The organism is Falsiroseomonas sp., assembly GCF_030695085.1.
Classification (GTDB): domain Bacteria; phylum Pseudomonadota; class Alphaproteobacteria; order Acetobacterales; family Acetobacteraceae; genus Falsiroseomonas.
Window position 1 is genome coordinate 1 of the sequence record NZ_JAUYTS010000180.1, and the last position, 22313, is coordinate 22313.

General features: G+C 69.3%; 17 protein-coding genes and 1 pseudogene. 1 reads left to right on the top strand and 17 read right to left on the bottom strand.

Annotated elements, in window-relative coordinates; all coding sequences use genetic code 11:
* Window positions 1-148 precede the first annotated feature (148 nt).
* Window positions 149-412 carry a pirin-like C-terminal cupin domain-containing protein gene (locus tag Q8S40_RS19640; RefSeq protein ID WP_371136865.1) on the top strand — a complete coding sequence of 88 codons (264 nt, stop codon included), beginning with the start codon at window positions 149-151 and terminating at the stop codon, window positions 410-412.
* A gap of 74 nt (window positions 413-486) precedes the next feature.
* Here Q8S40_RS19640 and Q8S40_RS19645 read toward each other — a convergent pair whose 3' ends face one another.
* From Q8S40_RS19645 to Q8S40_RS19725, 17 genes and pseudogenes are all read right to left on the bottom strand, one after another.
* Window positions 487-3660 (bottom strand): CheR family methyltransferase, encoded by a 3174-nt coding sequence (locus Q8S40_RS19645; protein ID WP_305671746.1) that lies wholly within the window; start codon window positions 3658-3660, stop codon window positions 487-489.
* Between the two features lie 632 nt (window positions 3661-4292).
* Window positions 4293-5093: a nucleoside triphosphate pyrophosphohydrolase gene (mazG, locus tag Q8S40_RS19650; protein WP_305671747.1), complete on the bottom strand. Its 801-nt coding sequence runs from the start codon at window positions 5091-5093 to the stop codon at window positions 4293-4295.
* 212 nt (window positions 5094-5305) lie between these two features.
* Window positions 5306-6100, bottom strand: a complete 795-nt coding sequence (locus tag Q8S40_RS19655) for an MBL fold metallo-hydrolase (RefSeq protein ID WP_305671748.1) — start codon at window positions 6098-6100, stop codon at window positions 5306-5308.
* Entirely contained in the window at window positions 6097-6873 is a 777-nt protein-coding gene (locus Q8S40_RS19660; RefSeq protein ID WP_305671760.1) for a TatD family hydrolase, read from the bottom strand. Before Q8S40_RS19660 ends, Q8S40_RS19655 begins: the two co-directional genes overlap by 4 nt.
* A gap of 5 nt (window positions 6874-6878) precedes the next feature.
* The gene (gene metG, locus Q8S40_RS19665) at window positions 6879-8435 is read right to left on the bottom strand and encodes a methionine--tRNA ligase (protein ID WP_305671749.1); all 1557 of its coding nucleotides are present in this window, start codon (window positions 8433-8435) and stop codon (window positions 6879-6881) included.
* Window positions 8435-9502 (bottom strand): DNA polymerase III subunit delta', encoded by a 1068-nt coding sequence (locus Q8S40_RS19670; protein ID WP_305671750.1) that lies wholly within the window; start codon window positions 9500-9502, stop codon window positions 8435-8437. The genes metG and Q8S40_RS19670 overlap by 1 nt, the downstream gene beginning before the upstream one ends.
* Complete coding sequence (gene tmk / locus Q8S40_RS19675) at window positions 9499-10137, bottom strand: dTMP kinase (protein WP_305671751.1); 639 nt, start codon at window positions 10135-10137, stop codon at window positions 9499-9501. Before tmk ends, Q8S40_RS19670 begins: the two co-directional genes overlap by 4 nt.
* Before the next feature lie 163 nt (window positions 10138-10300).
* Window positions 10301-11509 carry a D-alanyl-D-alanine carboxypeptidase family protein gene (locus Q8S40_RS19680; protein WP_305671752.1) on the bottom strand — a complete coding sequence of 403 codons (1209 nt, stop codon included), beginning with the start codon at window positions 11507-11509 and terminating at the stop codon, window positions 10301-10303.
* 28 nt (window positions 11510-11537) lie between these two features.
* Window positions 11538-12446, bottom strand: a complete 909-nt coding sequence (locus tag Q8S40_RS19685; protein ID WP_305671753.1) for a septal ring lytic transglycosylase RlpA family protein — start codon at window positions 12444-12446, stop codon at window positions 11538-11540.
* A gap of 23 nt (window positions 12447-12469) precedes the next feature.
* A complete protein-coding gene (locus Q8S40_RS19690; protein WP_305671754.1) occupies window positions 12470-13432 on the bottom strand; it encodes a lytic transglycosylase domain-containing protein in 963 nt (320 codons plus the stop codon).
* A 62-nt stretch (window positions 13433-13494) separates the two neighbouring features.
* The gene (locus Q8S40_RS19695) at window positions 13495-14958 is read right to left on the bottom strand and encodes an amidohydrolase family protein (protein ID WP_305671755.1); all 1464 of its coding nucleotides are present in this window, start codon (window positions 14956-14958) and stop codon (window positions 13495-13497) included.
* Between the two features lie 112 nt (window positions 14959-15070).
* Window positions 15071-16114, bottom strand: a complete 1044-nt coding sequence (locus tag Q8S40_RS19700) for a lipid A deacylase LpxR family protein (RefSeq protein WP_304814043.1) — start codon at window positions 16112-16114, stop codon at window positions 15071-15073.
* A 95-nt stretch (window positions 16115-16209) separates the two neighbouring features.
* A complete protein-coding gene (locus Q8S40_RS19705) occupies window positions 16210-19254 on the bottom strand; it encodes a methyltransferase domain-containing protein (RefSeq protein ID WP_305671756.1) in 3045 nt (1014 codons plus the stop codon).
* A complete protein-coding gene (locus Q8S40_RS19710) occupies window positions 19251-20240 on the bottom strand; it encodes an FkbM family methyltransferase (protein WP_305671757.1) in 990 nt (329 codons plus the stop codon). Before Q8S40_RS19710 ends, Q8S40_RS19705 begins: the two co-directional genes overlap by 4 nt.
* The gene (locus Q8S40_RS19715; protein WP_305671758.1) at window positions 20237-21433 is read right to left on the bottom strand and encodes a hypothetical protein; all 1197 of its coding nucleotides are present in this window, start codon (window positions 21431-21433) and stop codon (window positions 20237-20239) included. The genes Q8S40_RS19710 and Q8S40_RS19715 overlap by 4 nt, the downstream gene beginning before the upstream one ends.
* Window positions 21426-22094 carry an ABC transporter ATP-binding protein gene (locus tag Q8S40_RS19720; RefSeq protein WP_305671759.1) on the bottom strand — a complete coding sequence of 223 codons (669 nt, stop codon included), beginning with the start codon at window positions 22092-22094 and terminating at the stop codon, window positions 21426-21428. The genes Q8S40_RS19715 and Q8S40_RS19720 overlap by 8 nt, the downstream gene beginning before the upstream one ends.
* Window positions 22094-22313: pseudogene (locus tag Q8S40_RS19725) on the bottom strand (hypothetical protein); the annotation flags it as partial. The gene Q8S40_RS19720 and the pseudogene Q8S40_RS19725, both read right to left, overlap by 1 nt.

Genomic DNA, 22313 nt, shown 5'->3' on the forward strand with positions numbered 1-22313 from the left:
GGGTTGTTGGTCTCAGCAACCCAACCCTACCGAGCATCACCGCGGTGGCCGCCCAGGGCGCTCCGCTTCGCTCAGCCAGGGGCTTCGCTACGCGCCCCGGGCTTCGGTCCTCCTACACCACCACCCGGGACACGACCAGGCCGGGCGGATGCTGGTGTTCCGCGCCGGCGACCGCATGTCCCTGAAGGCCGGGCCGATGGGCGCGCGCCTGCTGCTGCTGGGCGGCGCCACCATGGACGGGCCGCGCTACCTGTTCTGGAACTTCGTCAGCTCCTCCCGTGACCGGATCGAGCAGGCGAAGGCCGATTGGGCGCGGGACCGCTTCGGCACGCCGGTCCCCGGCGAGACGGAATGGATTCCGTTGCCGGAAAAGAAGGTGGTCAGGGCCGGGGAGGGGTCGCCGACCAGCTGAAGCCTATGCGGCGGCCGGTGGCGATCGCCGCGGGGAAGGCGCTGCGGTCGCGGTCATGCAAGGGCGCGAATGCCTCAGTCGGACGCGGCGACGGCGTCGCTTGCCGGCGCGAAGGGGCTAAGCGGCAGCGGCACAGTCAGGACGGCCTGCAGCCCCGATTCCTGGAAGTCCATCTCGATGGTGCCGCGAAGGTCGTAGCGGACCTGCCGTTCGACGAGGTTCGACCCGAAGCCGCGCCGCGTCGGCGGCTTCACGTGAGGTCCTCCTTCTTCCCGCCAGTGCAGCACGAGCTTGGCACCGTTATCCTGCTCCTCGACTAACCAGGATATCACCACCCGCCCGCCTTCGACCGATAGCGAGCCATACTTCACCGCGTTCGTCGCCAGCTCGTGCACGGCCATGCCCAAGGCAACGGCCATCTTGGGGCCCAGCGGCAGTTGCGGGCCGGTGATGGAGAAGCGTTCCGGCTGCGTGGCGTAAGGCTCGATCTCTGTCTTGATCAGCTCGTGCAACTGCACGTCACCCCAGTTTTCACGCGAGACGAGGTTATGCGCACGGCCCAGGGCGCGTAGCCGCCCTCCGAAGCTGTCCGCGAACTCCTGCGGAGCCGGTGCTTCCCGAAGCGTGTGCGTGGCGACGGCCGTCACCACCTGAAGCATGTTGCGGACCCGGTGGTTGAGCTCGGCGATGAGGGTGCGCAGCTGGTTTTCCGTCTCGACTAGCCTCGATACGTCGACGAAGGTCACCAACACACCATCGACCTCTCCATCCACGGCCCGGTAGGGCAGCAGCCGCATGAGGTGGTGGCGTGCGCCGCCATGCGTCGTGACGCGCCGCTCGACCGGCTCGCGACGAGCCAGCGCACCCTCCACTTCGGCTTGCATGTCAATCCCGTCGAGGTGGCTGGCCAGGTCGGCCAGCGGCCTGCCTCGGTCGGCCGGGATGAGATTGAAAATCCCCGCCATCGCCGGCGTGAAGCTGCGGATCAGAAGGTTGCGATCGAGGAAGAGGGTCGCGATCCGTGTACTCTCGAACAGGTTTCTCAGGTCGGCGTTGGCGCGATCCAGCTCCTCGACCTTGCCCGCCAGTTCGAGGTTGACGGTCTGCAGCTCCTCGTTGACCGATTGCTGCTCCTCCTTCGCCGTCTCCAACTCCTCATTGGTGGATTGCAGTTCCTCGTTGACCGAGACCATTTCCTCGTTGGCCGACCTCAGCTCCTCGACCGCGGTCTCGTATTCCTCGATCGTCGACTGCAGGCGTTCGCGGATTTCACGCAGTTCATGCTCGAGCTGCGCCATCGCGACAGCCTCTCCGCCGGTCGCGGGGGGCGCGCTGTGCTCACCAACGGGAACCGGTGGCCCAAGCTCCGTGAAGAGCACCACGAAGATCGGCTCTGCGCTGTCGCGGCTGGGCAGCGGCGACACGGTCAGTTCGATCGCCTGGATGCGGTCTTCGACCTCCACCTCGACGCGCGGGCGCACCACTTTGCGGCGCGTTTCCATCGCCTCGCGCAGCGCGGCGCGAAGCTCGAGCCGCAGGCCGCGGCGCGCCATGGCAATCAGCTGGCGGCTGGGCACGCCGGGGGCCGGCTCCACGTATCTCCCGAGGCGTCCGGACTGCAGAACGATGTCGCCTTCGCGATCCACCACGACATAAGCCGGCGCGAACTGCTCCAGCACCAGATTCTCAACTTCCTGCCGCAGGTCCATCCTACCCTCCGCGCGGGCAGGGCGGGCGGGCCGGCGGCCGAACCAAGGCTGGCCGCTCGGCGCAAGCGGCAATGCCGGGAGCGGTGCCCCGGCACGGTTGTTGTCACGACGCCGGAAGATTCGATGCGTCTTGTCCATCGGAGCGAACAAGTCGTCATGCCGCGTCACGTTTTCCGATATCCCGAGGAACAGGAAACCACCGGGCTTGAGGGCATAGTGAAAGGTCGGGATCACCCGTTCCTGCACCATCCCGTCGAGGTAGATCAGCAGGTTGCGGCAGGAAATCAGGTCGATCCGGGAGAAGGGCGGATCGCGGATCAGGCTGTGCGAGGAGAAGGTGCAAAGGTCGCGCAACTCCCTGGTCACGACATAGGCAGCGCCTTCGTCGGCAAAGAAGCGGGCCAGCCGCGCCGGCGCCATGTCTTTCAGCAGCGGCGCCGGGTAGCGGCCGGCGCGGGCAATGGCGAGGGCCGGCTCGTCGATATCGGTGGCGAAGATCTGGACCCGTGGACAGTCGCGCCGCCCTTCCATGCGCTCGCACAGCAGGATGGCTATGGAGTAGACCTCCTCGCCGGTGGAGCAGCCCGGCACCCACACGCGCACGCTATCCTCCGCGTCGCGAGCCTCGAACAGGGCCGGCAGAACCTGCGTGGCGAGCGCCTCGAAGGCAGCGGCGTCCCGGAAGAATCCTGTCACGTTGATCAGGAGATCACGGAACAGAGCCACGACCTCATCCGGTTCGCGGCGGAGGAACTCCACATAGGCGTCCAGGCTGCTGATGTGCCGCACCAGCATGCGGCGCCGCACCCGCCGCAGGAAGGTCTTTTCCTTGTAACCGGAGAAGTCGTGGCCGACCTGGCCGCGCAGGACGGAGCAGATGGCGCCGCGTGCGGTGGCCAGGCGTTTCGCCGTGGCCCGATGTTTGTCGTCAGCGGCGAGACTGTCGAAGGCACTCAGCCCTTGCGCGAACTCAACCAGCCGCGCCGGCATGTCCTCAACCGGCAGGACAAGGTCGACCGTGCCGGTGGCGATGGCGCTGGTGGGCATGCTGGAATGGCGTGGCGCTGTGCCATCAGTGCCCTGCGCCAGCGTGAGGCCGCCATGTTCCTTGATGGCTTTGACGCCGAGCGCGCCGTCACTGCCGCCACCCGAGAGGATGATGCCAACGGCACATTCGCCCTGGTCCTGCGCGAGTGAGGCGAGGAAGATGTCGATTGGCTGCCGCTCGCGTGGCGCCGCCGGGCTCTGGGCCTGCAACCGGAGCTGACCGTTGGCGATGGTGAGAATGCCATCGTTCGGCAGGACGTGAACGTGGTTGGGCAGCACCGGCTCTCCGTCCCGGGCGGGTGTCACCGGCATGGCGGTGCAGCTGGCAAGGATGGCCGGCAGCTCGCTCTCGCGGCCGGGCCCGAGGTGCGTGATAACCACGAAGGCGATGCCGTGATCCACCGGCATGGCGCGGAATAAGCCTTGAAGTGCCTCGACCCCGCCAGCCGAGGCGCCGATGCCGACGATGGGAAAACGCTTCGTGGGCGTCATCCTGCCGCTCCCCAATGCTCGAAGCCTGACCCTGGCACCGCGTGGGTTCCCCGTTCGCTGCGCAACGCATTGTAAAGCGTGGTCTCGCCGATCCTGAACCGCGCCACCGTCTCGGCAACGGACAGCCCCTTCAGGATGAGTACCTGCGCCCATTGGTGTGGCCCGGCGTGGCGGCTGGATGTGGCGGCCGGGCAGGGCCGGTGCGCGTAGAGGCAAACGCGTTGCCGGGCCCGGGGCAGACCTCGCGGACCCTGGAGGCGATGCACTCGAAGAAGTTGGGGCTGCCGAGCCAGAAGCCTCAAGCCGTAGCGCCCGTTCCTTCTTCGAGATGGTGGAGAAGGCGCAACGACTTTAGGCGTATACAGACCAACCATCTGTCAACCATTTGTCTCGTCCGAGCAATAGAGTGTCTGCTTTTTCATGCGGAATCCAGTACTACCGCAGGTTCTTGGGAATGCTTGCCACTCCCGGAAGCTCAGGGCGCCCCCTGGCCACGCCGCCTTGCCGCGGAAGATGGCTACCGGCAGCGTAGCGGCCGCGCGAAAGCCCGCCGTTCACCCTCTGTGCCAGAGGTCTCCCGACACTGTAGTGATTTTGTAGTGCTCCGTTGTTTGTGTAGTATAACTACAACATCAACCCTGTTCCGCAGTCTTAACGGCCTGCCACTCTGCCTCCATGGCTTCGAGGCCGGCATCCGCCGGCGCCAGGCCGCGCGCTGCCAAGCGTTTTTCCACCGCGACAAAGCGGCGTTCGAACTTCGCATTTGCCGCGGCGAGGCAGGTTTCCGGGTCCAGCTCCAGCTTGCGAGCCAGGTTCACCATGACGAAGAACAGATCGCCCAGCTCATCCGCCTGGCGCGCCTTGTCCATCCCGGGCAGCTCCGCCCGCAGTTCCGACGCTTCCTCCTCCAGCTTGTCCAGCACCTGGCCGGCATCCGGCCAGTCGAAGCCGACCCGTGCGGCGCGGCGGGAGATTTTCAGCGCGCGGGTGAGGGCGGGCAGACCCACCGGAACCCCGGCGAGCGTCCCGGTCTCGGCCCGGGCGGCGCGCTCGGCTTCCTTCTGCGCCTCCCAGGCCAGGTTCTGCATGCCGGCATCGCGCGCCGCAGCCTCGCCGAACACATGCGGGTGGCGGCGGATCATCTTGGCGGCAATGGATTCGGCCACCTCGGCGAAGCCGAACCGGCCGGCCTCGCTGGCCATCTGCGCGTGATAGACGACCTGCAGCAGCAGATCGCCCAGCTCATCCTGCAACTGGGGAAAGTCCGGCCCGCGGGCGATGGCGTCCGCCACCTCATAGGCTTCCTCGACGGTGTAGGGCGCGATGGAGGCGAAATCCTGCACCTGGTCCCACGGGCAGCCATCCGGCGCGCGCAGCCGGACCATGATGGCGAGCAGCCGCGTCAGCGCGGCGGCGGGATCAGTGTGCGACATGGAAGGCTGCTCTCCGGGGACGGGGCCTGCATCCTGGCCCAGCACCGACAATCCCCAAACCCTCCCGGATTTATCCCCAAATACAATTGCCGCATAATATATATTATGGAAAAATCTTGGACGGGGATAAGTCTGGGAGGAAAGCGTCGGTTTCCATAATATTCCGGTATTGGGGGGTTTGCGGCGCCGGGAGTGCTGGAACAGAGGGTGAATCAGGCGTCCGGGACGGTTAGCACCTGGCCGTCATGGGCGGGTTCGACGCCGGCGGGCAGCGTGCGGCGCAGCTCGGCGTAATCCAGGTCGTTGCCCATATGGGTCAGTACCGTGCGCCGGGGCTTCAGGCGGGCCACCCAGTCCAGCACCTGCGCCACATTGGCGTGCACCGCATGCGGCTTGCGCTGGAAGCAGCCGACCACCCAGGTATCCAGCCCCTCCAGCCCTGCCAGGGTCTCCTCCGGCATGGTCACTACATCCGTCGAATAGGCGAAGCGGCCGAACCGGAAGGCCAGCGTCTCCATCACCCGATGGTCCTGGAGGAACACCTGAACCGGCATGCCGGCCATCTCCACCGTCTCCCCGGGCGCAATGGTGCGGGCCGTCAGCGCCGGGCGGTAGAAGCCGGGTGGCGTGGGCGGCAGGAAAACATAGTCAAAGCGGCGCTTGAGCATTTCCAGCGTCTCCGCGCTGCCAAAGGCATCCAGCGCCGTGCCGGTCAGCCGGTTGACGCTGCGCAGGTCGTCGATACCCAGCACATGGTCCGCATGGGCATGGGTGAAGGCCACCGCATCAATCGTTGCGAATCCGCAAGACAGGAATTGCTGCCGCAGATCCGGCCCGGCATCGATCAGCAGCCGCCGTCCCGCCGCATCTTCGACCAGGGCGGAGGTCCGGCTGCGCCGGTTGCGCGGCTCCGCCGGGTCGCAGGCTCCCCAGGCGCCCCGCCCATCCGCCCCGCCGATCTGCGGCACACCCGTGGAGCTGCCGCAGCCCAGCAGCGTAACCTTCATCCTTTGGCCCGGCTGAACAGCCGGTGGAAATTCCCTGTCGTCAGCTCCGCCAGCGCGGCGAGGCCGAGCCCCCTCACCTCCGCCAGCCTGGCCGCGGTATGCACGGTATAGGCTGGCTCGCAGCGCTTGCCGCGCAAGGGCACGGGGGCGAGGTAGGGACTGTCCGTCTCCACAAGCAGCCGGTCCGCCGGCACCTCCGCCGCCACGGCCCGGATGGCATCCGACTTCGGAAAGGTCAGCATGCCGCTGAAGGAGACATAGCCGCCGAGCCGCACCGCGGTCCGCGCCAGTTCGGCGCCGGAGGAGAAGCAATGCAGCAGGAAGGGGAATTTCCCCCGCGCATCCTCATCCTCCAGGATCGCCGCGATATCGGAATCCGCATCCCGTGCATGGATCACCAGCGGCAGGCCGGATTGCCGGGCGGCGGCGATATGCCGGCGAAAACCTTCCTGCTGCGCCGGCCGCGGCGCCTTGTCGTAGAAATAGTCCAATCCGCTTTCGCCGAGCCCGACCACCTTGGGATGGTCCGCCTCCGCCAGCAGCGTCTCGACGCTTGGCACCTCGCCTTCGCCGGCATTATGCGGGTGGATGCCGACCGTCGCGAAGACGTTGTCGTAGCGATCAGCAATCTCCCGCACCGTGGCGGCGCCCGGGCCGATGCGGGTGCCGATGGTGACCATGATGCCGACGCCCGCGGCCTTGGCCCGCGCCACGACATCGGCCTGCTCCGCCCCCTGGAAATGGTCCAGGTGGCAATGGCTGTCGACGATCAGCATGGTCAGGCGGCCGTCTCGATCTTGCGGAACAGCGGCTCCGGCGGCGGCAGGGCGAGGCCGGCGGGCAGCGGCGTGGAAAGGTGTTCGAGCCCCCTCGCCGCCTCCGGTACGCCGAGCTGGTCCAGCAGCTTTGCCATGGTGCCCGGTATGAAGGGCTGCAGCACCGTGGCGAAGGCGCGCAGCGCATCATGCAGGTGGCGCAGCACCGCCAGGCCGCGCACCGGGTCGGTCTTTTTCAGCGCCCAGGGCGCGGCGACGGTGATGTAGCCATTGGCGTCGCGCACCGCGGCCATGATGGCCTCCAGCGCCAGGTGGAATTCCTGCCGGTCCAGATGCGCGCCGACCACGCCCGGCAGCGCCGCAACCTGGGCGGCCAGCGCCGCATCGGCCTCGGTCGGGTCGCTGGCTTCCGGCAGCAGCGCATCCGCATTGCGCTGGATCAGCGACAGGGTGCGGTTCGCCAGGTTGCCCAGCGCATTGGCCAGCTCGCCATTCAGCCGGTTGACCAGCGCCGATCGCGAGAAATCGCCATCCTGCCCGAAGGGCACTTCCCGCAGCAGGAAGTAGCGCAGCGGGTCCAGGCCGAATTCCTCGACCAGCGCCACTGGGTCGATCACGTTGCCGAGGCTTTTCGAGATCTTTTGCCCCTCATTGGTCCACCAGCCATGCGCGAAGACGCGCTGCGGCGCCGGCAGGCCGGCGGCCAGCAGGAATGCCGGCCAATAGATGGCGTGGAAGCGCAGGATGTCCTTGCCGACGAAATGCACCTCGGCCGGCCACAGCTTCCACTCCGGCGCGGCTTCATCCGGGAAGCCGAGCGCGGTGATGTAATTGGTCAGCGCGTCGATCCAGACATACATCACATGGCTGTCGTCGCCCGGCACGCGCACACCCCAGGTGAAGGAGGTGCGCGAGATGGAAAGGTCGGACAGCCCCGACTTCACGAAAGCCACCACCTCATTCCGCCGGCTGGCCGGCAGGATGAAATCCGGGTTGGCGTCGTAATAGGCCAGCAGCCTTTCCGCCCAGGCCGAGAGGCGGAAGAAGTAGGACGGCTCCTTCACCCATTCCACCGGCGCGCCGGAGGGGGCGTATTTCACGCCATCCCGCTCCACCAGTTCATCCGGCCCGTAGAAGGCCTCGTCGCGCACGGCGTACCAGCCCTCATAGGCGCCGAGGTAGATCTCGCCATTCTCGACCAGCTTCGTCCACAACGCCTGGCAGGCCCGCTTGTGGCGGTCCTCCGTCGTGCGGATGAAGGCGTCGTTGGAGAAGCCCATGGTGGTGGTCAGGTCGCGGAAGCTCTGGCTCACCTTGTCGGTGAATTCCTGCGGGTCCATCCCCGCATCCTGCGCCGCCTTCTCCACCTTCTGGCCGTGCTCATCCGTGCCGGTCAGGAAGAACACCTGCCGCCCCTGAAGCCGCCGCCAGCGCGCCAGCACATCGGCCGCCAGCGTCGAATAGGCATGCCCGACATGCGGCTTGTCGTTCACATAGTAGATGGGCGTGGTGATGTAGGAGCTTGAGGTCACAGCATTAAGTTCCGCTTTCTCGCCCATCAGCGCCGGGACGGCGAGAGCCAGAGTAGCGCCGTCAGCACCGCCTGCTTGCGGTCCAGGCTGAGCACATCCGTCTCGGCTGCGAGCCGTCCGAGGCTATCCCACAGGGTCGACCACTCGGCAAGCGGACGGCCCTCGAGCCAGGGCGGCACCCCCTGCCCGCGCGCCGCCTGCCGCACCCCGGCCGAGATCGCCCGCCGCAGCAGCGCGATGAAGGTGGCGAAGCCACTGCCATCGCGCTTCGCCGCCACCGCATCCGCCACCGGATGCCAATGCCGCCGATTGCCCGGGTCGCCCAGCACCTGGTCCACCAGCGCCTGCAGGGCGAGCCCCTCGCCCTCCGCCAGCGCCACCGCCTGCCCCGCCGAGCCTTCCGCGATCTGTCCGAGCGTCGCGCGTTCGCCCGCCGAAAGCTGCGGCAGCAGGCGCATCAGCAGCGGGTCCAGCTCGGCAGGGCTGAGCGGCGACAGGTCCAGCCGGCGGACGCGGCTGCGGATGGTGGGCAGCAGCCGGTCTGGCGCGGCGGTGGTCAGCACCAGCACGGCACGCGGCGGCGGTTCCTCCAGCGTCTTCAGCAGGGCGTTCGCCGCTTCGGGGCGCATCTGTTCCGCCCCGTCCACCAGCACGAAGCGCCAGCCCCCCTCGGCCGGCGTCATGGCCAGGAAGCGGATGGCGTCACGGGAATCCTCCACCCGGATCACCATCTTTACCCCGCCCTTCTCGCCCGTATTGGGCCGCAACGCGCGCAGATCCGCATGGGCACCGGCCAGGACGCGGCGGAAAACCGGGTGCTGCGGGTCCAGATGCAGCGGCGTGGCGGCGGGCGGCACCTGCCCCTCCGGGCCGCCGGCCAGCAGCCAGCGGCCGAAGCGATAGGCCAGCGTCGCCTTGCCGATGCCCGGCGGCCCGGCCAGCATCCAGGCATGCGGCAGCCGGCCGGATTGCGCGGCGCGCTGCAGCGTCTCCGCCGCCGCGTGGTGGCCGAACAGATCGGGCATGCCGCGGACCGGCAGGTCCGGGTCGTCCTCGAAGACCTGTTCCTTGATGGCGCGCGGCGCGCGGCTCATGCGGGGGAACCGGCAGGCAGGCGCTCATCGACGATGGCGGAGATCCGCGCCGCCACCGCATCCGCATCCGGCGTCGCATCCACCACGGCGCAGCGGCCCGGCTCCGCCGCCGCGATGGCGCGGAACCCGTCGCGGATGCGCTGGTGGAAGGCGGCGTCCAGCTTCTCATAGCGGTCCGCCGCCACGCCGCGGCGCCGGGCGCGTGCCATGCCGATCTCGACGGGCAGGTCCAGCACCAGCGTCAGCGCCGGTGCCTGGCCCTCCAGCGCAATGCCGGCCAGCGCCTCGATCGCCGCCGCCGGCACGCCCTGGCCATGGCCCTGATAGGCACGGGTGCTGTCCGCGAAGCGATCCGAGATCACCCAGATCCCCGCCGCCAGCGCCGGGCGGATGGTGCTGACCACATGATCGCGCCGCGCGGCAAAGACCAGCAGCGCCTCCGCCAGCGGGTCAAGCCCCGCGCCGCCCAGCAGCAGCCGCCGCATCGCCTCCGCCCCCGGGGCGCCGCCAGGCTCGCGCGTCAGCAGCACCGGCAGGCCGCGCTGCGCCAGATGTGCGGCAAGGCGCAGCGCCTGGGTGGACTTCCCGGCCCCCTCGCCACCTTCCAATGTGATGAACCGGCCGTGTTGCTGCATGGCCCTATCTCGCCGCTTCCCGCGCCACACTCAAGCCATGCGACGCGGAAACCCGCGCCTGAGCCGCTTCTGGAACGCCGGCCGCCACCATGCACCCGCCCCGCCCATGCTGGGCAAGGCGGTCATCCAGCGGCATGGCTGACCAAAGCGCGCCGACCGAACCTCAGCCGCCGAACCAGCGCCCGATCACGGCCGGGATGCGCGGAAACATGCCGAGCCGGTCGATATCGGCGCCCGCGATCAGCGGCACATTCATCTCCGGCACCCCCTGCCCGCTGATCATCAGCGTGCCGATGCCCTGGCCCTTGCTGACCGGCGCCGGCACCGGCGCATCGTAGCGCACCCGCACTTCCAGGTTGCGGCGCCATTGCCGTGGCAGGGTCAGCACCAGGTCCCGCCCGGCGACCAGCGGCACGGTCGGGCGGTCGCCCAGATAGACCGGCACCTCCTCCACCGTATCGGCGGCGCGGAACACCACCACATTTTCGAATTCGCGGAAGGCCCATTCGAACAGCCGCTCGCTTTCCTCCGCCCGTGCACGCATCGAAGGCAGGCCGTTCACCACCAGGATCAGGCGGCGGCCGCCACGGATGGCGGAGGCGGTCAGGCCGTAGCCAGCTTCCTCGGTATGGCCGGTCTTCAGCCCATCGGCGCCGGCGACGCGGCTGAGCGCCGGGTTGCGGTTCTCCTGCGCGATGTCGTTCCAGCGGAAGCTGCGTTCATTATACAGGCTGTAGTATTCCGGGAAATCGCGGATGATCCGCCGCGCCAGCGTCGCCAGGTCGCGCGCGGTCATGCGGTGTTCCGGGTCCGGCCAGCCGGTGGCGTTGCGGAAGGTGCTGTCGCGCAGGCCGATGCGGCGCGCCGTCTCGTTCATCAGCTCCGCGAATTGCGTCTCAGACCCGCTGATGCCTTCGGCCAGCACGATGCAGGCATCGTTGCCGGATTGCACGATGACGCCGCGCGAGAGGTTCTCCACGCTGATCGAGCTGCCGACCTCGACGAACATCTTGCTGCCGCCCATGCGCCAGGCGCGCTCACTGACCGGCAATTGCTGGTCCATCCGCAGCCGGCCGTTCTTCAGCAGCTCGAACACCACATACATGGTCATCAGCTTGGACATGGAGGATGGCGGCATCCGCTCATCCGAGGCCTTGTCCAGCAGAATGGCGCCGGTATCGAAATCGATGATCAGCGCGTGCCGGGCGCTGGTATCCAGCGGCCCCAGCGGCGTGCTCGCCGGGCTGGTCGGCGGCGGCGCCGGCCGCGCGGCGCGCTGCGGCGCCTGGCGCTGCGCCAGCGCCTCCCCGCCGAACAGGCTGAGGCCGGTGGTGAGGCCGGCAGCGGCCCCCATCATGTCGCGGCGGCGCATCGGCAGCCTCCCTGTATTGCGGCGTGGTTCAGTCTACGCGGAGTCTTGCTTCCGATACGCCAGCCCGCAGAGTCCCCTCAAGCGCCCTGTCGGCCTCCGCCACCGTGTTGAAGGGGCCGAGCCGCACGCGGTAGCTCGGCTGCACCCCACGGCCGCGCCCGCCCAGTACATCCACCCGTGCCCGCAGCCCCGAAAGCCGCGCCGCCTGCCGGTCCGCCAGGTCACGGCGGGAGAAGGTGGCGAGTTCAACCCAGAGCTGCCCGGGCCGTGCCGGCACGCGGGTCACCCGTTCCGGCAGGCGCAGCGGCGGCGCGGTGCCGGTGGTGGCGGACATCGCCGCGCCAGACTGGCCGGCGCCGGGGAATTGCCGGGCCTGGCGCAGCTGTGCCGCCTGGGTGGCGCCGGGTGGCGGGGCCAGATTCTCACGCCCCACCTCCCCCAGCGGCGCGGCCGCGATTTCCAGCGGCGGCGCTTCGGCATTCGGCAGGCCGGCGGCGAAGGCGCGCGACGCCTCCCCCACCACCGCGATCCGCACCTGCGCCACGCCGCCGGGGCGCAGCCCGATCAGCTCCGCCGCGCGGCGGGAAAGCGCGACGACGCGGCCGGGATTCTCCGGGCCACGGTCATTCACCCGGACCTCGACCTGCAGACCGGTTTCCAGATTGGTCACGGCCAGCACCGCCGGAAGCTGCAGGGTGCGATGCGCGGCCGACAGTGAAGTGGGGTCGTGCACCTCGCCATTCGTGGTGCGGCGGCCGGCGCGGGTATCGGCGGCAACGACCGCCAACCCGCTCTCCTCCAGTCCGAAATCCTCCCGCGGGTAGGACCACAGCCCGCCCATCTGGTAGGGCGCGCCGATCATGTAGCGCGGCTGCGCCACCGGCGCGGCATCGCGCCGCGCGCAACCCGCGACCCCGGCGAGAACCAGCGCCGCCATCAGCCCCAATCCGGCAGCCCGCATCAGGCGACGCGATCCGAGAGCATCCCGACCGCCAGGGCGTAGAAGTTGGAAGGGTTGTAGCGGCGGATGACGTTGAAGTTGTGGTAGATCAGGAAGGCCTGCCCGCTCGGGCCAGGGATCAGCACCGCCGCCTGCATGTCGAGCGGCGGCAGTTCCACCCCATCCGGCCGGCGCACGCCCATCCGCACCCAGTCGCGCAGCGGGCGCATGTTGTCGCGGCGGGCCTGTTCGGGATTGAAGCCGGACGGCAGCACCACTTCCCGGCCCCACAGCTCATCATCGCGCCAGCCGGAACGGGCGAGGTAGTTGCCGATCGAGCCCAGCGCATCGGCCCGGTTGTCCCAGATATCGCGGCGGCCATCGCCATCCATGTCCACGGCCAGGCGATCGAAATTGCTCGGCATGAATTGCGGGTGGCCCATGGCGCCGGCCCAGCTTCCGCGCATCCGCTCCGGCGCCACATGCCCGGCATCCAGGATCTTCAGCGCGGCCAGCAGTTCGTTGCGGAAATAGGTGGCGCGGCGTCCGTCCCAGGCCAGCGTGGCCAGGGACTGGATGACGTTCATGTTGCCCATGAAGCCGCCGTAGTTGGTCTCCAGCCCCCAGATCGCGGTGACGATGCGGGGCGAGACGCTGAAGCGCGCCTGCACGGCCTCCAGCGTCGCGCGGTTGTCGGCGAAGGCGCGGCGGCCGGCCTCGATGCGCTGCTGCGACAGGCGGGCGTCGCGGTATTGTTCCCAGGTCTGGGTGAATTCCGGCTGCCGCCGGTCCAGTTCCAGCACCCGGTCATTCGGGCGTAGCCCACTGAATGCGCGGTTGAGCGTGCCCTGCGAGATGCCGGCGCGCCGCGCATCGGCGCGCACGCCATCGAGAAAGGCATCGAAGCCTTGGCTGGCCGCCTGCGCGCGCGGTGCGATCAGGAGGGCAGCGGCGGAAAGGATGATGCGCCGAGTCGGGTTCATGCCGCTGGATGCCACAGCCCAGGGGGGCGGGGCAACGCACGGTTGCGCTGGCATCAAACAGGCTAGCGTGAAGCGGCTGCCGCCATCTCCTCCGCCCGCGTCTGAAGGCGGGCAAAGACGGCATCCGCCCCCGGGTCCACCAGCCGCCCGTCCCGCTTGCGGAAGCGGCCATCCACCAGGACCGTCTCGATCTCCCCGGCGCTGGCCTGCAGTAGCACCAGCCCGGCCGGGTCGCTGCGTGGTGCCGTCAGCGGCTGGTCGGCGCGCACCAGCAGCAGATCGGCGCGCTTGCCCGGTGTCAGGCTGCCGGTCACGCGATCCAGCCCCAGGCCGCGGGCGCCGCCGATGGTGGCGAATTCCAGCATCTGCCGCGCGGTGATGGGCGGCGTGGCAGGCACCCCCTGCCCGGCCGCCAGCGCGGCGAGGTTGATCCGGTGCAGCTCCGCCGCCAGCGCCACGCGCAATTGCGGCAACAGCCCGCCGCCGACCATGGAGGGAATATCCGTGCCGACCGAGACCTTCATCCCCGCCGCGGCCGCCTGGAACATGGCAGGATGGCCATGGCCCATCCGCATCTCGACCTCCGGCGTCGAGCACAGCATCACGCCGCGCTCGGCGGCCAGCTTGTATTCCGCCGGCTCATGGCCGTTGGCGTGGACGATCTGCAGCCGCTCATTCAGCAGGCCCTGCGCATCCAGCAGCCGCAGCAGGCCGGGCTTGCGATTGGGGTAGATGGAGGCGCCGGTATGGATGGCGATCGGCACGCCAAGCTCGGCCAGGCGGCGCATATCCGCCAGGGCGGGCTCCAGCGGCGTGAAATCCGGGCCCTGCAGGCAGGTCCAGATCCGCACCAGCCCCTCCGCCCGCGCCGCCAGCAGGCTGCGGGCATGGGCGATCATCCGGCCATGGATCGCCGCCGCGTCGCCACCCTGCGGGATCGGCGGCGCGGTATAGGCAAGGATGGCGCGGATGCCGGCCGCATCCAGCCCGGCCAGGGCGGCATCGGCATGGTCGGGGGACATCGTCTCCCGCGACCAGTCCATCACGGTGGTGACGCCAGCGGCAATCTGTTCCAGCCCGCCGGCATGGTCGGCCAGCTGCACATCGGCCGGCGTCATCCGGTTGGAATGGCGCAGCACGATGGTCTGGAAATAGCCGCCGAAGGCGTGTTCCGTGGACAGGCCACGCTGCATGGACTGCGCCAGGTGGATGTGGCCGTTCACCATGCCCGGCAGCGCGATGCGCCCGGCGCAATCCACCACCAGCGCACCGTCGGGCGCCGGTATGCTGGCGGCGACGGCGCGGATCGTGCCGTCCTGCACCAGGATGTCGCCCTGCGGCAGGTCGCCGATGGCCGGGTCCATGGACAGGATCAGCGCGCCGCGCAGCAGGATGGGCTGGCCCACGGCTGCCTGGGCCTGGGCTGCGGCTGGTGCCGGCCTTGCGGCCACGGCAAGGGCGGAGGCGGCCGCACCGGCAGCGAACAACGCGCGCCGGCCGAGGCCGGAGGCTTCGGTCTGGTTCATTGAGGGCCCGTTTCTTCCCGCCGCGCCCGCCATGGGAACCGGCAGGCGGAGTGTGCCCGCAATCGATTGCAGCCGCAACCCGAAAAAAGCCGCGGCAGTGCCGCGGCCGATTTCAGAACCGGGCGGTGAAGCCGACGGAGCCGAAGCTCTGCAGCCCGCCGCGCTGGCCGTAATACTCCTCCGTGCGCCAGACATGGCTGTAGGCCAGCCGAAGCCCGCGGTAGTGCACGACCAGGCCGGCCGTCACATCGGCCACCAGCGGCCGCTTATCCACGGAGGGGCCGCCATCCCGCCAGGTGTTGCCGTCCAGGAAGATGTCGCGTGCCACGGCGCGACCCTGGGCTCCGACAAAACCGTACCAGCCAAAGGCTTCGCGCGGCTGGAAGAAGGCGGAGCCGACCAGGGAGGGGCGGATGCGCGGCGCACCAAAATCCGCCTCCAGCCCCTGCCCCAGCCGCATCACCAACCCGGCGCCGGCATAGGTCGCCACATTGCCGACCGCGACCGAGAAGGAGGGCAGCAGATCCGCCTGCAACCCGCCGAGTTCCAGCGGCGCGGTCCGCACGGTACGCTCGAACATCAGGTTCAGCGCGAATTCGTCCTTCAGCTGGCTGTCCCAGCCCTGGGTGGTGTCAACCCGGATCGCCTTGTGCACGGAATTCTGCACGAATTCGCCAAGCGCCGCCGGGCCGACGACGCCGGCCTGGATTTCCAGCGTGCTGAGCGAATTGCCGGAATCCCGCTGCAGCACCAGCGCGCCATACAGATGCCCGGCATAGGGCCGGTCCCGCGGGTCCGGAATGCGGCGCTGGGTATCCGTCGGCGTATAGATTGCCTGCGCCACGCCGGCGCCCCAGCGCACCTGCCCGGGGCCGAGCAGCCTGGTGGCCTGCTCGTTCAGCCAGCGCAGCGGGCTCGGCAGTTCGGCGGATGGGGAGCGCCAGGCCAACTGCAAGCCACTGGTGTAGTTCTGGTCAGTGCCGCCCAGCGTGTCGTTCTCGTAGTTGAACGTCCAGCTTCCATAGGGGTCGGGCGGTGGCGGCGTGACGGTGCCGACCGTGGGCGTCAGCGTCTCCGCCAGCGTCGGCGGGGCGCCCTGGCCCAGGGCCGGCAGCGGGACGAGGAGCAGCGTCAGCAGCAGGGTGGCTTTGTTCATGCCGCGATCTATCCATTACGGCTGGCGCAAGCAACGCCACCGCCCGCAACGAATCCGCAACAGCGTCAAGATGGTGCTGTCACGAGACCGGCATGTCAGACCATGTGCATCTCCGCCGCCACGCCGGTGGTCGCCGTCACCGTCACCCAGTCATGCCCGCCGACGAAGGCGCCGACCTGCCGCTGGTTCACGCCGATCACGCTGAAGCCGGCGGCTTCCGCCAGGGCCGCGAAGCCGCGGGCATCGAAGGCCCAGATATGCTGCTCCGCCGGGAAGATCGCCTGTTGTTCAGCCAGGGGCGAGCCCGCCACCAGCATGCCGGGGTTCATCGCGCGATAGGCCATCAGCACCGCCAGGGGGTCCGGGCAATGCTCCAGCACCTCGAAGGCGGTGATTAGGTGGATGCGCTGTCCGCTCGCCAGGCTCTGGGCTTCGGCCACATCCCCCACCTCGAACCGGCAATGGGCGTTGCCCAGGTTGCCGGCGACGATCCGGGCCGTCTCGATTGCCGGCGGGTTGAAGTCCAGGCCGAGGAAACGGCAGCGGCCCTCGATATTCTGCGGCGTGCGCACCGCATTCATGACGACGCCATAGGAACAGCCCGCATCCACCCAGAGAATCTCCTCCCCCGGATGCCGGTCGCCGAGCAAACGCAGCGCCAGCTCGATCTCCCGCGCTGCCATGTTCAGCCGGGTCACGTGGTCCAGCCCGCCCCGCATGCTATCCAGCCGGGTGACGAGGCCGGGCGCGGCGGGGTTCGCCGCCATGGCGCGCGCCTCGCCCTTGTAGAAGTCGATATATTCTCGAAACGGCTTGGCCGGCTTGGGGTAGAGCGGCAGGGGCTGGCCTTCGGCGCGCAGCCGCATGGCAAGCTGCCCGGTGCTGTTGGCGCCCAGGCCGAATTCCACCCATCCAGCGACCAGCGCGGTGATGCGGAAGGCGCATTCATGGGCGGCCACCGCCGCCTGCCACTGCGCCGGCGCAGTGGCAGCGGCGGCAAGTTGCCCGGCCAGCGCCAGAAGGCGGCCGGTAAGCGCGGGCTCCACCAGGGCCATCGGCGTATCGCCTCGCGCCACAAGCCGCCGAACCCGGTCCTCGATGGCCGCGATCGGTGGCGGCGGCGGCGCGGGCTCCAGCATCAGGGTGGCCAGCGACTGCCGCGGCGTGCCGGCGCCGTCCAGCAGCGCCTCCAACCCCCGCAGCGTCGCATCGATCTGCTGCAGGACATAGGCCGGGCCGAAATCGGAAAGCTGCGTCGCCACGGCCTCCGGAATCGTGGTGGCGATGCGCTCCAGCAGCAGCAGGAAGGCCTCCATCCGCTCCGCCCCGCCATCACGGATCATTGCCGCCAGATTGACGACCAGGATGGCGTTGGTGCAGCCGACGAGGTGCAGATGCGGCGCCAGCAGCGGATTGGCAACCAGTTTGCGCAGCCGGAAATCCTCGGCGCAGGCCAGCAGCAGAACGGCCTCGGGATACCGCCGGGCCAGCGCCGCGATCGGCGCCGCGCGGGCCGGAATCTCGAACAGCGTTGCGACAATGGCCAACCGGCCACCGGGCGCCGGCAGCGCCAGCGGCTCGCCACGCTCAAGCTCCTGCAGGACGCTGCGCCCGGCGGCGACCCAGACATGGTCCGGCCGCGCCAGTTCCAGCAGCCCGCGCAGCAGCGGCAGGTCGAGCGTCAGGTTGCGCTGGGCCAGCGGCGCCGCCACCTCCGGCCGGTGGTGCGGAACATGGTCCATCAGCGCGGCGGGCGCGCGCTCGGACCAGCTCTCACCGGGCCAGAACAGCGCCCCCAGTGTCGCCGGGCCGGTCGCCGCATCCGGCAGAGGCGACAGGGTGATCTCGCCGATCGCCAGGCCCTTCTGGCGCCTGTCGTCGATCTGCGGATCAACGTCGTGGTGGGACCGGGTGAAGGGCACCTCGATGACCAGGTCGCGCAATCCGTCGCCGGCGTCCGGCAGGTCGAAGCGCGCGCGCAGCAGCGGCTGCCCGGCGCCGTGCTGCACCGTCGGCGGCGCACCGGGCGCCACGCCGTCCAGCGTCAGCACCAGGCCTTCGAGCATCGCCCAGTCCAGCACCGAGACCAGGCGGATCCCCAGTTCCACTTGCCGAAGCTGCGGCGCGCGCAGGCGGATGGTCGCGCGGCGGCCGGGGCCGGTCCAGCGCGCCAGTGTCGCCCCCGCCCCTTCCCGCACATGCCAGCCGGTGCCATCCAGCGCATCCTCCATGCCGAAGCGGCTGCGGCCGCCTTCCAGCAGGGTGGTGACCAGCGCGGGCTTGGGGCGGTAGTAGCTGCGCGCCGGGCGCGGCACGCGCGGTGCCGTCATGATCGCCTGCGCCGCATCCCACAGCGCCCGGTCGACGCGGATATGATCCTCGATCAGCGCCTCCACCTCCGGCGCCAGGGCCGGCAGTGGCGCACCGGGGGCAACGTTCAGCGGGCGCACGGAATCCGGAGGCGACCAGCCGAAGGCCTCCGCGATGCGCGCCATGCCGTCATCCAGCGTCTCGGTGGTGGTCACCACGTCATGGCTCGCCAGATTGGCCAGTGCCGTCCGCAGCAGCGCGGCCTCGTCCATCAGTTCGCTGCTGCCATGGCCGCACAGCATGCGGGCCTGGGTATTGCGGAAATGCGCCTGCGCGTAGGGAATGGCGGCTTCCAGGAATTCACCCAGAGAGAGGTTGCGGGCGGCCATGAAGGCTTCCCGGTGCTCATCCGGCAGGCCGCGCATGCTGCTGTCCTCGCTGCGGTGCCAATGACGATATTGGCTGATCAGCCTCGCCCGAGGCTCACGCAGCACCGTGACGATGAACAGCCGCTGCCCGGGCGGCAGCGCGGCGGCAATCGCATCCAGCTTGTCCTGGTCGAGATGACTGCCGATGCCCAGCGCGCGGTAAGGCGGAATCATCTGCGTCAGCAGCGGGTCTGCCGCGCCGCCGGTCAGCGCCATGCGATGTGTGCTGGCGATTTCATGCACCGCGAAGCGCTGCGCCAGGGCGGCGCCGAAGGCGGTGCCCGCGGTCTTCGGGATGTGCAGGAACGCCAGCCGCATCCCGGCCGCCCAGCCCGGGTTGCGCGCGGCGGTCTCGCTGGCCAGCCCATCCTGGGCGCGCAGCGTGGTGACGGGGGCATTCATCGGAAGGGGTCCTCCTCGGCCTTGATCCAGACGTAGTCGCCATGCGGCGCGCTCTCGGTCATGGTCTCGTGGCTCAGCCGCGGCGAGACATGGATGCCGCCATCAGGGGCCAGCATCGGCTGCACCAGCCGCACGCCGTAGCCGAGCCCCACAAGGTGCCCCCACACGGCATCGAAGGCGTCGCGCAACCTGGGCGAGCCGAGCCGGTAATGGCCGGACGACCATTCGGTGATCAGCTTCAACCGTGGCGAGTCGCGCAGCGTGTTGAGCGCGCCAAGCAGCGCGAAGGGCTCCGAACCCTCGATGTCCAGATGCAGCAGGTCGAGCTTCGGCAGCGCCAGCTGCGCCAGCACCGTGTCGATGCTGGTGGTCCGCGCGGTGAAGGGCAGCATCAGCCCCATGCCCTTGATCCAGCGCCCATCGCCATCCTGCAGCCGGGCGACGCTGTCGGCCGACCACAACGCATCCGCCAGGCCGCCGCGCGCGCCTTCTGCGGGCGGCACGCCCTGCGGCATGCCGCGCACCGCGCCGCCGCCGAGATATTGCGGGTCGAAGTGGAATTCGAGTTCCTCGCCCGGCACCTCGGCCAGCGCGCGGGCGATGATCTCGGTGTTGCCGATGCTGCCGTTCCAGTAGAGCGACTTCATCAGGAAGGGCAGGATATGCGGGTTCGGCTCGACGCCGACGACGTGCCCCTCCGCCCCCACCAGCCGGCCGGCGAGGCAGACGAAATAGCCGAAATTGGCGCCGGCATTCAGGTAGGTATCGCCCGGCCGCAGCAATTCCTGCACCAGCCGCGTGGTCCAGGCCTCATGCACACCGTCACGCGTCACGCCGATGGCGACATCGAGGTTGAAGGCCGGCACCACCATGAAGCCGCCCCAGCTGGCCTCGACCAGCAATTCCCCCGGCCCCAGCGGCAGCACGCGCCGCCCCTGCCCTGCCGCGCCGTCCCGCACGGTACTGCTTCGATCTAGGTAGCTCATGGCAGATGTTCCCTGAGTGCGCGCAAGGCGATGAGGCCGACGAACCACGCCAGCACGGCGACGGCGAAGACGGTCAATGTGTTGGTGATCCGCATCGGGTAGATCGCGCGCTCCGGCGCCACAGGCCGCACCACGGAGGCGAGATAGACCTGCTGGCGGGAGGCTTCGGTGCGGGCGCGTTCCAGCGAACCCATCGCGGCCTCATAGGCGCGCTGGGCGAAGATCGCCTCCGTCTCCACCGCCTCGAAGCTGCCGATGCTGTGGCTGAGCGTGCGGGCACCCGGGTCGCGTTCTGTCAGCCTTGCCTGCACCGCGGCCACCTGCTGTTCCGTGCTGCGGATATTGCCGAGCAGCTGCATGACCGGCGTCGCGGTGTCGCTCATCACCGCGCGCAGCGTGGCGAGTTGGCCCTGCATCGCGATCAGTTCGGAGCGCAGCCGCACCAGGTGTTCCGAATAGGCTTGCGCGTCGCGCCGGGGGTCCACTTCCTGGCTGCGGTCGCGAAAGGCCTGCACGGCGGCGCGGGCCGCGGCGAAGCGCTGCTCGGCGAGCGCCACATCGCGCTCCGCCGCCGCCATCAGCTCCGCGCGGCTGCGCTCGGACATGCCGTTCACCAATGCCTCCGAAGCCGCCTCCACCGCCTGCGCCAGGGCCAGCGCATCGGCTGGTGCGAAGGCGCGCACTTCCACGGTGACGATGCCACTGGCCCGGTCGTAATAGGGCTGCACCTGGCGCCGCCAGGCGCGCAGCGCGGTTTCGATCGGCGCCTCCGGATCGAGCCGCGCGAAGGGGTCCGCCTCTGCCCGGCCGAGAATGCCGCGCACATCGGCATGCTGCGCCACGGCCAGGATGGCGGCGCGGCTTTGCAGATGCTGCACCACCGCATAGGCATCGGTATTTCCGGCGGCGGCGCCGGCCAGCATGCCGGCGGGCAGCGCCGCGCGGGACGGATCCGCCGGGCGCACCGCGAAGCGGATCTCCACCGCATACTGGTCCGCCGCGCCGTAGACCTGCCAGCTGCCGAAGCCGATGGTCGGCAGCAGCACCAGGAACACGAAGCCCAGCCACAGCCCCGTCCGCGCGGGCTTGCGCACCGGTATCGGCTGCGGCCTTGGCGTGGCGATGGGACGCTCCCGCTCCGCCGCGCGCAGCATATCGGCGACCGGCGCCCGGCGCCGCACCGTCTCAAGCATCGGCCACTCCCATCAGTTCGGAATAACGCTCCAGCGCCTCATCCACCGTGTCGAAGGCGATCAGCTCGCCGCCCGACAGGATCGCGCAGCAGTCACACAGGCTGCGGATGGTGTGGCTGTTGTGGGAGACAAGGATCAGCGAGGCATGGCGAAGCCGGTCGCGGAAGGCGGCGACGGATCGGGCGCGAAAACGCGCATCGCCGACCTCGGTGATCTCATCCACCAAATAGACGTCGAAATCGATGGCGAGCGAAGCGCCGAAGGCGAACTTCGCCGCCATGCCGGAGGAATAATGTTCCAGCGGTGCGTCCAGCTCCGCCGCCATCTCGGTGAAATCGGCGACGGAGCGCACCATCGCCGCCGCATCCAGCCCATAGATGCGCGCGAGGAAGTGCAGATTTTCCCGCCCGCTGAGCTGCGGGTGAAAGGTGCCGGCGAAGCCCATCGGGAAGCTGACGCGGCCATGGCGGTGGATGCGCCCGGCATCCGGCGGCTCCGTCCCCGCGATCAGCCGCAGCAGCGTGGATTTACCGGCGCCGTTCGGGCCGAGCACGCCCACCTTGAGCCCGGCCGGAAAGGCGATGGTCGCATCGCGCAGGATCGCCCGCCTGCCACCATCCGCCCGCCGATAGAATTTGCTGACACCTTCGAGCAGCACCATCACGCCGGCCGCCGCATCTGCCGCGCGGTGGCGGCGAACAGCACGGTGCCGGCCAGCAGGCTGCCGATGGTCCACTGGAACAGATAGGGGATATCGAGAAAGGGGCTTTCGTAGCCGTGATAGTAGCCCTGCCGCATCCATTCGGTGACATGCACCAGCGGGTTCAGCAGGATGAGGTTGCGGATATCCTCCGGCATGTCGAGCGGGTGGTAGAAGACG

Coding starts and splice junctions, on each gene's coding strand:
- Q8S40_RS19685 (WP_305671753.1), bottom strand. CDS start 12,446: ATGGCGGCGCTGGTTCTCGCCGGGGTCGCGGGTTGCGCGCGGCGCGAT.
- Q8S40_RS19640 (WP_371136865.1), top strand. CDS start 149: ATGCTGGTGTTCCGCGCCGGCGACCGCATGTCCCTGAAGGCCGGGCCG.
- tmk (WP_305671751.1), bottom strand. CDS start 10,137: ATGCAGCAACACGGCCGGTTCATCACATTGGAAGGTGGCGAGGGGGCC.
- Q8S40_RS19680 (WP_305671752.1), bottom strand. CDS start 11,509: ATGCGCCGCCGCGACATGATGGGGGCCGCTGCCGGCCTCACCACCGGC.
- Q8S40_RS19670 (WP_305671750.1), bottom strand. CDS start 9,502: ATGAGCCGCGCGCCGCGCGCCATCAAGGAACAGGTCTTCGAGGACGAC.
- metG (WP_305671749.1), bottom strand. CDS start 8,435: ATGGGCGAGAAAGCGGAACTTAATGCTGTGACCTCAAGCTCCTACATC.
- mazG (WP_305671747.1), bottom strand. CDS start 5,093: ATGTCGCACACTGATCCCGCCGCCGCGCTGACGCGGCTGCTCGCCATC.
- Q8S40_RS19720 (WP_305671759.1), bottom strand. CDS start 22,094: ATGGTGCTGCTCGAAGGTGTCAGCAAATTCTATCGGCGGGCGGATGGT.
- Q8S40_RS19655 (WP_305671748.1), bottom strand. CDS start 6,100: ATGAAGGTTACGCTGCTGGGCTGCGGCAGCTCCACGGGTGTGCCGCAG.
- Q8S40_RS19715 (WP_305671758.1), bottom strand. CDS start 21,433: ATGCTTGAGACGGTGCGGCGCCGGGCGCCGGTCGCCGATATGCTGCGC.
- Q8S40_RS19695 (WP_305671755.1), bottom strand. CDS start 14,958: ATGAACCAGACCGAAGCCTCCGGCCTCGGCCGGCGCGCGTTGTTCGCT.
- Q8S40_RS19710 (WP_305671757.1), bottom strand. CDS start 20,240: ATGAGCTACCTAGATCGAAGCAGTACCGTGCGGGACGGCGCGGCAGGG.
- Q8S40_RS19705 (WP_305671756.1), bottom strand. CDS start 19,254: ATGAATGCCCCCGTCACCACGCTGCGCGCCCAGGATGGGCTGGCCAGC.
- Q8S40_RS19645 (WP_305671746.1), bottom strand. CDS start 3,660: ATGACGCCCACGAAGCGTTTTCCCATCGTCGGCATCGGCGCCTCGGCT.
- Q8S40_RS19700 (WP_304814043.1), bottom strand. CDS start 16,114: ATGAACAAAGCCACCCTGCTGCTGACGCTGCTCCTCGTCCCGCTGCCG.
- Q8S40_RS19690 (WP_305671754.1), bottom strand. CDS start 13,432: ATGAACCCGACTCGGCGCATCATCCTTTCCGCCGCTGCCCTCCTGATC.